This window comes from Roseivivax sediminis (assembly GCF_900112685.1).
Lineage (GTDB): Bacteria > Pseudomonadota > Alphaproteobacteria > Rhodobacterales > Rhodobacteraceae > Roseivivax > Roseivivax sediminis.
In genome coordinates, this window is sequence record NZ_FOMS01000002.1 from 397,121 (window position 1) to 411,888 (window position 14,768).

10 protein-coding genes are annotated in these 14,768 nt (G+C 68.0%); 7 read left to right on the forward strand and 3 right to left on the reverse strand.

What is annotated here, in order from left to right:
- Window positions 1-24 precede the first annotated feature (24 nt).
- Complete coding sequence (gene aspS, locus F3H57_RS04925; RefSeq protein WP_149754751.1) at window positions 25-1,806, reverse strand: aspartate--tRNA ligase; 1,782 nt, start codon at window positions 1,804-1,806, stop codon at window positions 25-27.
- Window positions 1,807-1,973: 167 nt separating this feature from the next.
- Here aspS and F3H57_RS04930 point away from each other — a divergent pair, with 167 nt between their 5' ends.
- From F3H57_RS04930 to F3H57_RS04955, 6 genes are all read left to right on the forward strand, one after another.
- Window positions 1,974-3,212 (forward strand): SAM-dependent methyltransferase, encoded by a 1,239-nt coding sequence (locus F3H57_RS04930; RefSeq protein WP_149754752.1) that lies wholly within the window; start codon window positions 1,974-1,976, stop codon window positions 3,210-3,212.
- A 402-nt stretch (window positions 3,213-3,614) separates the two neighbouring features.
- Complete coding sequence (carB, locus tag F3H57_RS04935; RefSeq protein ID WP_149754753.1) at window positions 3,615-6,956, forward strand: carbamoyl-phosphate synthase large subunit; 3,342 nt, start codon at window positions 3,615-3,617, stop codon at window positions 6,954-6,956.
- Between the two features lie 131 nt (window positions 6,957-7,087).
- Window positions 7,088-8,590, forward strand: a complete 1,503-nt coding sequence (gpmI, locus tag F3H57_RS04940; protein WP_149754754.1) for a 2,3-bisphosphoglycerate-independent phosphoglycerate mutase — start codon at window positions 7,088-7,090, stop codon at window positions 8,588-8,590.
- A complete protein-coding gene (locus F3H57_RS04945; RefSeq protein ID WP_149754755.1) occupies window positions 8,587-9,690 on the forward strand; it encodes a murein hydrolase activator EnvC family protein in 1,104 nt (367 codons plus the stop codon). Before gpmI ends, F3H57_RS04945 begins: the two co-directional genes overlap by 4 nt.
- 7 nt (window positions 9,691-9,697) lie before the next feature.
- Window positions 9,698-11,116 carry a S41 family peptidase gene (locus F3H57_RS04950; RefSeq protein WP_149754756.1) on the forward strand — a complete coding sequence of 473 codons (1,419 nt, stop codon included), beginning with the start codon at window positions 9,698-9,700 and terminating at the stop codon, window positions 11,114-11,116.
- A 55-nt stretch (window positions 11,117-11,171) separates the two neighbouring features.
- On the forward strand, window positions 11,172-11,654 hold the full coding sequence (locus F3H57_RS04955) for an RNA pyrophosphohydrolase (RefSeq protein WP_149754757.1): 483 nt from the start codon (window positions 11,172-11,174) through the stop codon (window positions 11,652-11,654).
- Between the two features lie 102 nt (window positions 11,655-11,756).
- Here F3H57_RS04955 and F3H57_RS04960 read toward each other — a convergent pair whose 3' ends face one another.
- A complete protein-coding gene (locus tag F3H57_RS04960; protein ID WP_149754758.1) occupies window positions 11,757-12,575 on the reverse strand; it encodes an SDR family oxidoreductase in 819 nt (272 codons plus the stop codon).
- A 97-nt stretch (window positions 12,576-12,672) separates the two neighbouring features.
- Here F3H57_RS04960 and F3H57_RS04965 point away from each other — a divergent pair, with 97 nt between their 5' ends.
- The gene (locus tag F3H57_RS04965; protein ID WP_149754759.1) at window positions 12,673-13,608 is read left to right on the forward strand and encodes a LysR family transcriptional regulator; all 936 of its coding nucleotides are present in this window, start codon (window positions 12,673-12,675) and stop codon (window positions 13,606-13,608) included.
- Between the two features lie 78 nt (window positions 13,609-13,686).
- Here the strand turns inward: F3H57_RS04965 and F3H57_RS04970 are convergent, their stop codons facing one another.
- Window positions 13,687-14,622 (reverse strand): NAD(P)-dependent oxidoreductase, encoded by a 936-nt coding sequence (locus F3H57_RS04970; protein ID WP_223162957.1) that lies wholly within the window; start codon window positions 14,620-14,622, stop codon window positions 13,687-13,689.
- Window positions 14,623-14,768: the final 146 nt, after the last annotated feature.

Sequence of the window (14,768 nt, forward strand, 5' to 3'; positions counted from 1 at the left end):
TGCGGCGGCAGGGGCGCGCGCGGCTCACTCCTCGGGCATGACGCGCAGGCGCAGCTCCATCAGCTGGTCGGAGGCAGGCTCCGACGGGGCGCCCATCATCAGGTCCTCGGCGCGCTGGTTCATCGGGAACATGATGACCTGGCGGATGTTCTGCTCGTCCGCCAGCAGCATGACCATGCGGTCGATGCCCGCCGCGCAGCCGCCGTGCGGCGGGGCGCCGAAGCGGAACGCGTTGACCATCCCGCCGAAGCGCTTGCGCACCTCCTCCTCGCCGTAGCCGGCCAGTTCGAACGCCTTGAACATGGTGTCGAGCCGGTGATTCCGGATCGCGCCCGAGATCAGCTCGTAGCCATTGCAGGCCAGATCGTACTGGTAGCCCTTCACGGCCAGCGGATCGCCCGACAGCGCCTCATGCCCGCCCTGCGGCATCGAGAACGGGTTGTGCGAGAAATCGACGGTGCCGGTCTCCTCGTCCTTCTCGTACATCGGGAAATCGACGATCCAGGCGAAGGCGAAGCGGTCCTGATCGGTCAGACCCAGTTCGTCGCCGATGGTCGTGCGCGCCTTGGCGGCGACACGTTCGAACGACGCCGGCTTGCCGCCGAGGAAGAACGCCGCATCCCCGACGCCGAGGTTGAGCTGCTGGCGGATCGCCTCGGTGCGCTCGGGGCCGATGTTCTTGGCGAGCGGGCCCGCGGCCTCCGCCTCCCCGTCCTTGTCGCGCCAGAAGATATACCCCATCCCGGGCAGCCCTTCCTTCTGGGCGAAGGCGTTCATGCGGTCGCAGAACTTGCGCGACCCGCCGGTGGGGGCGGGAATGGCGCGGATCTCCGTGCCGTCCTGCTCCAGCAGCTTGGCGAAGATCGCGAAGCCCGAGCCGCGGAAATGCTCGGAGACGTCCTGCATCTCGATCGGGTTGCGCAGGTCCGGCTTGTCGGTGCCGTATTTCCGCAGCGCCTCGGCATAGGGGATCTGCGGCCAGCTTTCGGGCGCGTCGACCTTCCGGCCGCCGCCGAACTCCTCGAAGACGCCCGCCATCACCGGGGCGACGGCGTCGAAGACGTCCTGCTGCTCCACGAACGACATCTCCATGTCGAGCTGGTAGAAGTCCGTGGGCGAGCGGTCGGCGCGCGGATCCTCGTCGCGGAAGCAGGGCGCGATCTGGAAGTACTTGTCGAAGCCCGACACCATGATCAGCTGCTTGAACTGCTGCGGCGCCTGCGGCAGCGCGTAGAACTTGCCCGGATGCAGCCGCGACGGCACCAGGAAGTCGCGCGCGCCCTCGGGCGAGGACGCGGTGATGATCGGCGTCTGGTATTCGCGGAAATCCTGCGCCCACATCCGCTGCCGGATCGAGCGGACGACGTCCGAGCGCAGCGTCATGTTGCGCTGCATGACCTCGCGCCGCAGGTCGAGGTAGCGATAGCGCAGGCGCGTCTCCTCGGGATATTCCTGATCGCCGAAGACGATGAGCGGCAGCTCCTCGGCGGCGCCGAGCACCTCCACGTCGCGGATGTAGACCTCGATCTCGCCGGTGGGCAGCTTGGGGTTCACGAGGCTGTCGTCCCGCGCCTTCACCACGCCGTCGATTCGCACGCACCATTCGGAGCGCAGCTTCTCGACCTCCGCGAACACCCCGCTGTCGGGATCGCAGAGCACCTGCGTGATGCCGTAATGGTCGCGCAGGTCGACGAAGAGCACGCCGCCGTGGTCGCGGATGCGGTGAACCCAGCCCGCGAGCCGGACCTCCTGCCCGACATGATCGCGGCGGAGGTCGGCGCAGGTGTGGTCGCGATAGGCGTGCATGGCGTCAGAGCCCCTCGGAATTGCCGGAAATTCAGGCGCCGATACACAGGCGATGGCCGGCGAAGTCAAGCGAAGCCCTGCGCGATTTGTCGCACACGTCATCCTGCCCTAAGTAATCTGTCCGAACGGCGGGATTGACATTTGGCTTGAAAGCTACGGAGGCCAGGATGTGGGATAGTGTTGTTCATCGCATGTTGACGCGACTCGTCATAGACGGAGAGCTGCGGGTGGAATGGCCGGACGGGCACGTGACCGAGTATGGTCGGCCCGACGAATTCTCGGCCGAGGTGAAGTTCACCGATCGCGCGATCCTGCGCGAGCTATGCCTGCGCCCGGTGCTGGCGCTGGGCGAGGGATACATGGACCGGCGGATCGTCGTGGACGACGACAAGCTCTACGATCTGGTCGCGCTCCTGGTGCGCAACCGCGAACGGTCCGGCGACATGCCGGCCTGGGTCAACGCGATGCAATCCTTGCGCACCGCGGCGCGCAACCTCGTGTTGCGCAATTCGCCGGTGTCGGCGCGGCAGAACGTGGCGCATCACTACGATATCTCGGACGATCTCTACCGGCTCTTCCTCGATGACGACATGCAGTATTCCTGCGCCTATTTCGCCCGGCCCGACATGACGCTGGACGAGGCGCAGGCCGCCAAGAAGGCGCATATCGCCCGCAAGCTGCGGATCGAGCCGGGGATGCGCGTTCTGGACATCGGCTGCGGCTGGGGCGGCATGGCGCTGACGCTGGCGAAGGATTTCGGCGCGCATGTCACCGGCGTCACGCTCTCGTCGAACCAGCACCGCACGGCAGAGCAACGGGCGGCTGCCGCGGGGCTCTCGGGCAAGACGGAGTTCCGGCTGCAGGATTACCGCGACGTGACCGACCGCTTCGACCGGATCGTCAGCGTCGGCATGCTGGAGCATGTGGGCCCGCCGCAATTCGGCGTCTACTTCGAGAAGGTGGCGGAGCTGCTGGACCCGGAAGGCATCGCGCTCATCCACACGATCGGGCTGACGATGCCGCCGTCACCCACGTCGCCCTGGATCATGAAGTATATCTTCCCGGGCGGCTACGTGCCGGCCCTGTCCGAGGTGGCGCCGAGAATCGAGAAGGCCGGCCTCTGGACCGCCGACATCGAGGTGCTGCGCGGACATTACGGCCCGACGCTCAACCACTGGCGCGCACGCTTCGAGGCCAATCTCGACAAGGTGCGGCAGATGTACGACGAGCGCTTCGTGCGCATGTGGCGCTTCTACCTCGTCGCCTGCGAGACCGCCTTCGAAGAACAGCACCAGGGCGTCTACCAGTTCCAGCTGTCCAAGGCGCAATACGCCGTGCCGCGGACGCGTGACTACCTTTACGAGGACACGCAGCGGCCCGCGGTCTGGGCGCAGGCGGCGCAGTAGCCGCCGGGCGCCCGGCCGCGTGAAGAGTGGCCGGGCGGCATTCCGGCCGTTCGGTCCGCCGGGGGCCGGGGGCCGGGCGAGGAACGCCTTTGTCGCGCCCTCGGCGACAAGGTCCGTGAAACGCAAATCATCCCGGAGTCGCGACCTGTCCGGCACCGGCGCTGTTCGGAATCGAACGGAGCAGGTCGTGCGCTGCCGAATCCCGGAGGCACCCTCGGGACGCGCGGAAATCCTGTCCGGGAAAAGCCGCATTCAGGACTTTCATTCATTTTCGAGACCTTGTCGCCGGCCCGGCCGGACACATCGCATCTTGGGTCGTGAGGAGGGGTTGAACCGGCACCGGCCATCTCTATAACCCACGCCAATTTGCGCGGCCCCCAGGCGCGACAGAAAGGTCTTCCGATGCCCAAGAGAACCGACATCTCCTCCATCATGATCATCGGGGCGGGGCCGATCATCATCGGCCAGGCCTGCGAGTTCGACTATTCCGGCGCCCAGGCCTGCAAGGCCCTGCGCGAGGAAGGCTACCGGGTGATCCTGGTGAACTCCAACCCCGCGACGATCATGACCGATCCGGGTCTGGCCGACGCCACCTATATCGAGCCGATCACCCCCGACGTCGTCGCCCGCATCATCGAGACGGAGCGCCCGGACGCGCTTCTGCCGACGATGGGCGGCCAGACCGGCCTCAACACCGCGCTCAAGCTCGAGGAGATGGGCGTTCTCGACAAGCACGGCGTGGAGATGATCGGCGCCAACCGCGAGGCCATCGAGATGGCCGAGGACCGCGCGCTCTTCCGCGAGGCGATGGACCGGATCGGGCTGGAAAATCCCAAGGCGACCATCGTCACCGCGCCGAAGAAGCCCGAGGGCGGCGCCGACCTCAAGGCCGGGGTGCAGATCGCGCTGGCCGAGTTGGAGCATATCGGCCTGCCGGCGATCATCCGCCCGGCCTACACGCTCGGCGGCACCGGCGGCGGCGTCGCGTATAACCGCGAGGACTTCGAATATTACTGCCGGTCGGGCATGGACGCCTCGCCCACAGGGCAGATCCTGATCGACGAGTCGCTGCTCGGCTGGAAGGAATTCGAGATGGAGGTCGTGCGCGACCGCGCCGATAACGCCATCATCGTCTGCGCCATCGAGAACGTCGATCCGATGGGCGTGCACACCGGCGATTCGATCACCGTCGCGCCGGCGCTGACGCTGACCGACAAGGAATACCAGATCATGCGCAACGGCTCCATCGCCGTCCTGCGCGAGATCGGGGTGGAGACGGGCGGCTCGAATGTGCAGTGGGCGGTGAACCCCGACGACGGCCGCATGGTGGTGATCGAGATGAACCCGCGGGTGTCGCGCTCTTCCGCGCTGGCGTCCAAGGCGACGGGCTTTCCCATCGCCAAGATCGCCGCGAAGCTGGCGGTGGGCTACACGCTCGACGAGCTCGACAACGACATCACCAAGGTCACGCCGGCGTCGTTCGAGCCGACCATCGACTACGTCGTCACCAAGATCCCGCGCTTCGCCTTCGAGAAGTTTCCGGGCGCCGAGCCGGTCCTGACCACCGCGATGAAGTCGGTGGGCGAGGCGATGGCGATCGGCCGCACGATCCACGAATCGCTGCAGAAGGCTCTGGCCTCGATGGAGACGGGGCTCTGCGGCTTCGACGACATCGACATTCCCGGCATCGGCGAGGGCGCCGATCATGCCGCCGTGGTCAAGGCGCTGGCGACGCCGACCCCCGACCGGATGCGCCTGATCGCGCAGGCGATGCGGCACGGCCTGTCGGACGACGACATCTTCGGTGTGACCAAGTTCGACCCCTGGTTCCTCGCCCGCATCCGCGAGATCGTGGAGGCCGAGAATGCCGTCCGCACCGGCGGCCTGCCCGAGGACGAAGAAGGGATGCGCGCGCTCAAGGTCATGGGCTTCACCGACATGCGGCTCGCCGCGCTGACGGGCCTCGACGAACACGCGGTGCGCGACAAGCGCATCGCGGCGGGCGTCACCGCCGTCTTCAAGCGCATCGACACCTGCGCGGCGGAGTTTGAGGCGCAGACGCCCTACATGTATTCCACCTACGAGGCGCCCATGATGGGCGAGGTGGAATGCGAGGCGCGTCCCTCGGACGCCAAGAAGGTGGTGATCCTCGGCGGCGGTCCGAACCGGATCGGCCAGGGGATCGAGTTCGACTATTGCTGCTGCCACGCCTGTTTCGCGCTGACCGACGCGGGCTTCGAGACCATCATGGTCAACTGCAACCCCGAGACCGTCAGCACCGACTACGACACCTCCGACCGGCTCTATTTCGAGCCGCTGACCTTCGAGCACGTGATGGAGATCCTGCGCATCGAGCAGGAGCGCGGCACGCTGCACGGGGTGATCGTGCAGTTCGGCGGGCAGACGCCGCTGAAGCTGGCCAACGACCTCGAGGCAGCCGGCATCCCGATCCTCGGCACCACGCCCGACGCCATCGACCGGGCGGAGGACCGCGAGCGGTTCCAGGAGCTGGTGAACAAGCTGGGCCTCAAGCAGCCCAAGAACGGCATCGCCTCCTCCGAGGCGCAGGCCATCGCCATCGCCGAGGATATCGGCTTTCCGCTGGTGATCCGTCCGTCCTACGTCCTTGGCGGCCGCGCGATGGAGATCGTCCGCGACGCCGCGCATCTCGAACGCTACATCCGCGACGCGGTGGTGGTGTCGGGCAAGAATCCGGTCCTTCTCGACAGTTACCTGTCGGGGGCCGTGGAGCTCGACGTCGACGCGCTGTGCGACGGCACGTCCGTGCACGTCGCGGGGATCATGCAGCATATCGAGGAGGCGGGCGTGCATTCCGGCGACAGCGCCTGTTCGCTGCCACCCTATTCGCTGCCGCGCGAGATCGTCGAGGAGGTCAAGCGCCAGTCCGAGGCGCTGGCGCTGGAGCTTGGCGTCGTCGGGCTGATGAACGTGCAGTTCGCGGTCAAGGACGGCATCGTCTACCTGATCGAGGTGAACCCGCGCGCCTCGCGCACCGTGCCCTTCGTCGCCAAGGCCACCGACAGCGCCATCGCGTCGATCGCGGCGCGGGTGATGGCAGGCGACCGGCTGGCCTCCTTCCCGCTCCGCGCGGCCTACCCCCAGGACACCGATTACGACACCGTGCTGCCGCTGGCCGATCCGCTGACGCTGGCGGACCCCGACATGCCGTGGTTCTCGGTCAAGGAGGCGGTTCTGCCCTTCGCCCGCTTCCCCGGCGTCGACACCATCCTCGGCCCCGAGATGCGCTCGACCGGGGAGGTCATGGGCTGGGACCGCTCCTTCCCGCGCGCCTTCCTCAAGGCGCAGATGGGCGCGGGCACGCACCTGCCGGAGAAAGGGTCGGTCTTCCTGTCGATCAAGGACAGCGACAAGGGCCCGCTGCTGACCGAGGTGGCGGGGCTGCTGCACGAGCTTGGCTTCACCATCGTCGCCACCGCCGGCACCGCCGCCTTCGTGCAGGAGCAGGGCCTGCCCTGCGAGCTGGTCAAGAAGGTCTACGAGGGCCGGCCGAACATCGTCGACCTGATGAAGGACGGCGGCATCCAGCTGGTGCTCAACACCACCGAGGGCGCCGCGGCCCTGTCGGATTCGCGCGAGATCCGCTCCGTCGCGCTCTACGACAAGATCCCGTATTTCACCACGCTCGCCGGCGCCCACGCCGCGGCGCAGGCGATGAAGGCGCGCGGGGAAGGAGAACTGGTGGTGAAGGCGCTTCAGGGCTGAGGGCGCGCATCCCGGGGCTCCCGCCCCGGACCCCGGGAGTATTTGTGACGAGAAGAAGCAGGGGCCGGGTTCCTTTCCATGCCGCGCGCGACGCGTTAAGCCGAGGCGAAAGCTGAGGCGAGGCGCGTGACATGGCAAAACCCGTAGTTCTGACCATCCTCGACGGCTGGGGGCTTTCCGAGAACCGGGAGGCCAACGCCCCCGCGCTGGCGGACACGCCCAACATGGACCGGCTGATGCGGGACTGTCCGCACGCGACGCTGACCACGCACGGGCCGGATGTCGGGCTGCCGACCGGGCAGATGGGCAATTCCGAGGTGGGGCACACCAATATCGGCGCGGGCCGTGTGGTGGCGATGGATCTGGGGCAGATCGATCTGGCGATCGAGGAGGGCAGCTTCTTCGAGAACGAGGCGATCCTGCGCTTCGCGCGCGAGGTGACCGGGCGCGCGCATCTTTTCGGGGTGGTGTCGGATGGCGGGGTGCACGGGCATCTCGATCACATCGTCGCGGCGGCGCGGATGCTCGTCGATGCCGGGCGCGAGGTGATCGTGCACGCGATCACCGACGGGCGCGACGTGGCGCCGAAATCCGCCGATGGCTTCGTGACCGAATTGCAGGCCAAGCTGCCCGAGGGCGCGCGCATCGCAACGGTGATCGGACGCTACTTCGCCATGGACCGCGACAACCGCTGGGACCGGGTGAAGACCGCCTTCGACGCCATCGCGTGGGGCGAGGGGCAGAGGGCCGCCACGCCGAGCGAGGCGGTCGCGCAGGCCTGGGCGGCCGGGCAGACCGACGAGTTCATCCCGGCGACCGTAATCGGCGACTATGACGGCATCCAGGAGGGCGACGGGCTCTTCTGCCTCAACTTCCGGGCCGACCGCGCGCGCGAGATCCTCGCCGCGCTGGGCGCGCCCGATTTCGACGGCTTCGACCGGGAAAGGCCGCCGCTGTCGGCTCTGCTGGGGATGGTGGAATACTCGGAGGCGCACAACGACTACATGATCACCGCCTTCCCGAAGCGGAAGATCGTCAACACGCTCGGCGCCTGGGTGGCGCGGCACGGGCTGACGCAGTTCCGCCTCGCCGAGACCGAGAAGTATCCGCACGTGACCTTCTTCCTCAACGGCGGGCAGGAGACGCCTGAGGAGGGCGAGGACCGATTCATGCCGAAATCGCCCGACGTCGCCACCTACGATCTTCAGCCCGAGATGAGCGCGCCCGAGGTCACCGAGGCCTTCGTGGGCGCGATCCGCAAGGGCTACGATCTGATCGTGGTGAACTATGCCAACCCCGACATGGTCGGCCATACCGGCGATCTTGAGGCCGCAATCCGCGCCTGCGAGGCGGTGGACGCAGGCCTGGGACAGGCGCTCGCGGCGCTGGAAGAGGCGGGCGGCGCGATGATCGTCACCGCCGATCACGGCAATTGCGACGTGATGGTCGACCCCGAGACCGGCGGGCCGCATACCGCGCATACGCTGAACCCGGTGCCGGTGATCCTGTTCGGCGGTCCGCAGGGCGCGACGCTGGCGGATGGGCGGCTCGCGGACCTCGCGCCGACGCTCTTGGAGCTGATGGCACTGGAACAGCCCGCGGAGATGACGGGCGAGAGCCTCATCCGCCGATGATCCGGGCGGCGCTGATCCTGCTGTTCCTCGCGGTGCCGGCAGCGGCGCAGGATGCCGGCGCGTCGGCGCGCGCGGCGGGCGAACGGCTGGAGGCGGCGCAGCGCCGGCTCGACGCCGCCGAGGGCGGGCAGGACCGCGTGGAGGCGCTGACCGAGACGATCCGGGCGTTCGAGGCCGGGCTCGCGGCGATGCGGACCGGGCTGCGCGAGGCCTCGATCCGGGAGGCGGCGCTGTCGCGCCGATTGGATGCGCGACAGACCGAGGTGGCGCAGCTTCTCGGCGTCCTGCAGGCGCTGAGTACCGCCGAGGCGCCGCAGCAGCTTCTGCACCCGGAGGGCCCGCTCGGCGCGGCGCGGTCGGGGATGCTGGTGGCCGCGGTCACACCGGGCCTTGCGGCCGAGGCGGCGGAGCTGCGGCGCGATCTGGAGGAGGTCGCGACCGTCCGCGCGCTGCAGCAGGAAGCCGAAGAGACGCTGCAGGACGGCCTGACCGGCGTGCAGGAGGCGCGCGCGCGGCTGTCGCGGGCCATCGCCGACCGCACCGATCTGCCCAAGCGTTTCACCGCGGACCCGGTGCGCACGGCGATCCTGATCGCGGCGACCGAGACGCTGGACGCCTTCGCCAGCGGCCTTGCCGAGATCGCGGCCGGCGAAGAGGTCGCCAGCGACGGTGATATCGCGGATCGCAAGGGCGCGCTGCCGCTGCCGGTGCAGGGACAGGTCCTGCGGCAGGCGGGCGAAGCGGATGCCGCCGGGGTGGAGCGCCCCGGCATCGTCGTCGCCACCCGTCCGCAGGCGCTGGTGACCGCGCCGACGGCGGGGACGCTGCGCTATCGCGGGCCGCTTCTGGATTACGGGCAGGTGTCGATCCTGGAGCCGCAGCCGGACCTCCTGTTCGTCTTCGCCGGGCTCGGCACCGTCTACGGGGAGATCGGGGAGGTCCTGCCCGAGGGCGCCCCGGTCGGCCTCATGGGCGGGGCGCCGGCGTCACCATCCGGTGAAGGGGCTTTATCTCCGGCCTCCGAGACGCTTTACATGGAGGTCAGAGAAGGCCAAGGCCCCGTCGACCCGCTGACGTGGTTCGCAACCGACAAGGGATGACATCCGCATGAAACGTTTCCTCATGGCCGCGATCGGCGGCACGCTGGCCGGTGCGGTCGCGACGACGCAGTTCGTCGGACCCCTGCTGGCGCAGGAGAGCGCGAACAACAGTTCCGTGTACGAGCAGCTCGACCTCTTCGGGGACATCTTCGAGCGCATCCGCGCGCAATATGTCGAAGATGTCGACGAGAGCGAGCTGATCGAAGCGGCGATCAACGGGATGCTGACCTCTCTCGATCCGCATTCGTCGTATTTGTCGCCCGACGACGCGCAGGACATGCGGGTGCAGACGCGGGGCGAATTCGGCGGGCTCGGGATCGAGGTCACGCAGGAAGACGGCTTCGTGAAGGTCGTCTCGCCCATCGACGGCACCCCGGCGGCCGAGGCCGGGATCGAGGCGGGCGATTTCATCACCCACGTCGATGGCGAGTCGGTGCTGGGCCTCAACCTCGACGAGGCCGTGGACCTGATGCGCGGGCCGGTGGGGTCCGAGATCCTCATCACCGTGGTGCGCGAGGGCGAGGAAGAGCCGTTCGACGTCTCCATCGTGCGCGACACGATCACGCTCACCGCCGTGCGGGCGCGGACCGAGGGCGACACCGTGCTGCTGCGAGTGACCACCTTCAACGACCAGACCTTCCCCAACCTCGAGGAAGGGCTCGCCGAGCAGGTGGAGGCCGCCGGCGGCATGGACAGCATCAACGGCATCGTGCTCGACCTGCGTAACAACCCGGGCGGTCTGCTGACGCAGGCGATCAAGGTCGCCGACGCCTTCCTCGACGCCGGGGAGATCGTGTCGACGCGTTCGCGCGATCCCCAGGACGGGGAGCGGTTCAACGCCGAGGAGGGCGACCTGGCCGAGGGCAAGCCGATGGTCGTGCTGATCAACGGCGGCTCGGCCTCGGCGTCCGAGATCGTCGCCGGCGCGCTGCAGGACCACCGCCGCGCCATCGTGGTCGGCACCAAGAGCTTCGGCAAGGGATCGGTGCAGACCGTCATGCCGCTGCGCGGGGACGGCGCGATGCGGCTGACAACGGCGCGCTACTACACGCCGTCGGGCCGGTCGATCCAGGCGCTGGGCGTGTCGCCCGACATCATCGTCGCGCAGCCGCGCACGTCGCCCAACGACGAGGAGGAGGAAGAGGACGAGAACGCCAGCGGCCTGCCGACCCGCTCCGAGGCGGACCTGCGGGGCGCGCTCGACAACGATTCGCTGACCGAGGACGAGATCCGGCAGATCGAGGAAGACCGCGAGCGGGCCGAGCAATCCGCCGCGCTCCGCGAGCAGGACTATCAGCTGGCCTACGCGATCGACATCCTCAAGGGGCTGGCCGCCCTCGGCCCCGAAGCGGCCCGTGCCGCGATGGAGGCCCAGGCCGGCGATGAATCCGAGGCGGGCGAAGAGGCCGAGGCAGGCGGCAACTGAGACTGACTTGCGGCGGGACCATGCGTTCCGCCGCGCAGCCCGAAGAGGGATCCCCATGACCCCCGAAGAGATCGCGGCGCTGCCCTACCGCCCCTGCGTCGGCGTGATGCTCTGCAATGCCGGCGGCGAAGTCTTCGTCGGCCAGCGCAGCGACATGGCCGAGCATGCCTGGCAGATGCCGCAGGGGGGCATCGATCCCGGAGAGGCCCCGCGCGAGGCCGCTCTGCGCGAACTGCGCGAGGAAACCGGCGTCACGCCCGACCTTGTGACTGTGGAGGCGGAGACGGAGGGCTGGATCGCCTACGACCTGCCGCAGGACCTCGTTCCGCGAATCTGGAAGGGCCGTTTCCGCGGACAGGAGCAGAAGTGGTTCCTGATGCGGTTCCACGGCCGCGACGACCAGATCGATATCGCCGCCGAGCACGAGGAATTCTCTGCCTGGCGCTGGCTGCCGGTGGAGGAGCTCGAAGGCGCCATCGTGCCGTTCAAGCGCGCCGTCTACGCGGACGTGGTGGCCGCCTTCCGCGAACTGGTGTGAGCGCCGCCACCGGCACCGGGAAAGCACCACACGAGTCCGGCCTTCTCGGCCCGAGCGTTGCCTCTGCGCGGGCGGCTCGTGACGAAGCGCGCGTTGCCTTGCTCAGGCACGCGCGCTCGAGGCTTCGATATCCGCCGCGAGCTGCCTGCACTTGGCGCCGGCCCATTCGTGGGCATCGGCCCCGAACAACAGCCGTCGCGCCGGGTCGGTCGCCGCCGCTTCCGCGACGATCAGGGCCGCAAGGTCCTCGGGATCGTTCTGCTGTGCGCCGTTCGCCTGCGCGATGAAGCTTCGGAAACCCTCCACGGCCTTCGCATAATCGGCAATCTCGACGTTGCCCTGCCGCGCAGTGGACGGGTCGAGAAAGTTCGTCCGCATCATTCCCGGCTCCACGACGAGAGAGCGGATGCCGAGCGGCGCGATCTCTTCGGCGAGGCCCTCCATCCAGCCTTCCAGCGCGAACTTGGAGGCCGAATAGACCGAGCCGCCCTGGTTGGAGACGAGACCGTTGACCGACGAGATCGTCACCACGAGGCCCGAACGCTGCCGGCGCATCGTGGGCAGCACCGCCCGCGCCACGTTCATCGCGCCGAAGAGATTGATCTCGAACTGGCGGCGCACGTCATCGTCGGAGATCGTCTCGAACCATCCAAGCTGCGCGCGGCCCGCGTTGTTGACCAGAACGTCGATCCGGCCGAACGCGTCGATGGCGGCGTCATGCGCAGCCGATGTCGCCTCGGGATCGGTCACGTCGAGCGGCAGCACGAGCAGGCTGTCGTCGGAAGCCTCGAGGCTGTCCGCGATCCCGTCGACGGTCAGGCTGGTCGCGACGACCTTGTCGCCTGCCGCCAGCGCGTCGCGGGCGATCAGTTGCCCCAGGCCCCTGCCTGCACCGGTGATGAACCATACCTTGCCAGTCATCGTCAGCTCCTCTTGTTCGCTGACGATTGATTAATGCAGTCATGTTGTATTCGATTAGGCCGTTAAAGTTTGTAGAACCAAGTAGCAGGGCTACTGAATGGATCCGCGACGGTTCTCCGATCTCGTCATCTTCAACCGGGTTGCCGAACAGCGCAGTTTCACTGCCGCGGCGCGCAGCCTTGGCGTCACGCAGTCCGCCGTCAGCCAGACCGTCAAGCGTCTCGAGCGGGAGATGGGCATCAGGCTGTTGTCACGCTCGACGCGGAGCCTTGCGCCCACCGCCGCGGGCGAGCGTCTGCTCGCCACGCTCTCTCCGGTCATCGCGGAGCTCGGCGCGGAGATGGACGCTCTTGAACGGCTGCGCGAGGAACCGGGCGGGCGGTTGCGCGTGACCTGCGGAAAACATGCCGCCGAGACACTCGTCTGGCCAGCCTTCGCGCGGCTGTTGGCCGCTCATCCCGAGATCGAGGGCGAGCTGAGTGTGGAGAACGGCTATGTCGATATCGTCGCGGAGCGCTTCGACATCGGGATACGGATGCGCGACGATCTGGAGATGGACATGGTCGCCGTGCCAGTGGGGCCGCCCCTGAGGGCCGTCGTCGTGGCGGCGCCGGGGTATCTCGACACCCGCGACCGGCCGCGAGTGCCGCGCGAGCTGTCCGCGCATCGCTGCATCGGCTTCAGGAATGCCGGCGGCACCCTGTCGCCGTGGTCGTTCGAGAAGGACGGGCAGGCCGAGACGGTGAAGGTGTCCCCCTCCGTCACCGTCAACGACGGCGACGCGCTCGTGGGGGCGGCCCTTGCGGGGATGGGCCTGGCCTACATGCTCGAGGATCTTGCCGCGCCCTTCCTGGCCGACGGTCGGCTTGTCGAGGTCCTGTCCGACTGGTGTCCCCGGTTTCCGGGCTATCACGCCTTCTATTCCAGCCGGCGCCAACCGACCCGCGCCTTCACCCTGTTTCTGGAGAGCCTGCGGCAGGAGGCCAGAGAAAGAGCCGATGATCAGGCCGATGGTGCTCAATCGGGGCGCTGATGCCGTAGTCGCCCCCTCCAGAGATATCAAGCCTCGTGCAGAGCAACGGTCGGGAGGTCGCCTGCGCGGATTACGGTCTCATGCCGCGCGCCTCACATCGGTGACGATGTGCTCCATCGAAACCGTCTTGCTGCTCTTTTCCTCGGGTTCGAGGTCGACGATTGATCCGCCGATGTGCCGGAGCCGCGCAAAGTAGGTCCCGGCGTCCAGAAGCTGATAGGGAAAATAGAGACCCGCCTGTGTCGGTGCCTGACCACCAAGCCCTGTCAGGCTTTCGAGAACCATCGCCACCCCCAACCCGGTCAGCGGCATCTGGCCACCGGGATGCACGACGGCAAACCGCATGGCCAAGGGGCTTCCCTCCGGGTCCGTGCCGGAGAGTTCGATCAGGATCTCGGCAGAGAGCGGTTCGCCCGCACGGCGGCTGGAACTGACACCGATCGCCAGGTCGAACCGGACATTCGGCGCGCCCGTCGCCATGGACAGTCCGAGAAGATCGTTCGGCGAAAGGGCGGACGCCTGCATCTCGGTTCCATCCACGGCCCGGAAGCGGGAGGTCGTGGTGTCCCCGGTCCGCCAGGCAAAGGCACCCTCGCGGCGTTCCAACGCCGCCGCCATGGCTTGGGTCTGGCGCTCAAGGTCCGTCTCGGCGGCCGGGCCGAATGCATCTTCCGTGTCGAGCAGGGCGCCGATGCGGATATCCTCGACATGACTGAAGGCGGTCGCGGCGGCCATTGCCGGCACGCTGGTCGCGCCCACCAGCCATTCCGTCCCGAGGACCACTGCAGAGGCGTCGGGGCGCTGAATGTAGGCCGCAACCTCCGGCCCCAGCTCGATGATACCCGGCGAGATATTCACGTAAGGCATGCCGCGATCCTGGGCGAAGCTAAGGCCCGCGACCTTCTGGTCGGTGAACAGGACCGCGATGGCACCGACCGGGCGGTCGCCTATGCCCGGATCGCCGGCCGACAGGTCCATGGCGATGCCTTCCGCGTTTCCGATCTCGTCCGCCACGCGCTGCGCCCTGTCGAGGTCACGCCCTCCGATCAGGAGGGGCAGATCGGGGTGTGCGTCCCGAAGGTATCGGGCCGTGTGCCGGCCGACGACACCGGAGCCTCCCACCAGCAATATCGGGTTGATCGACATTGTCATGTCCTCCT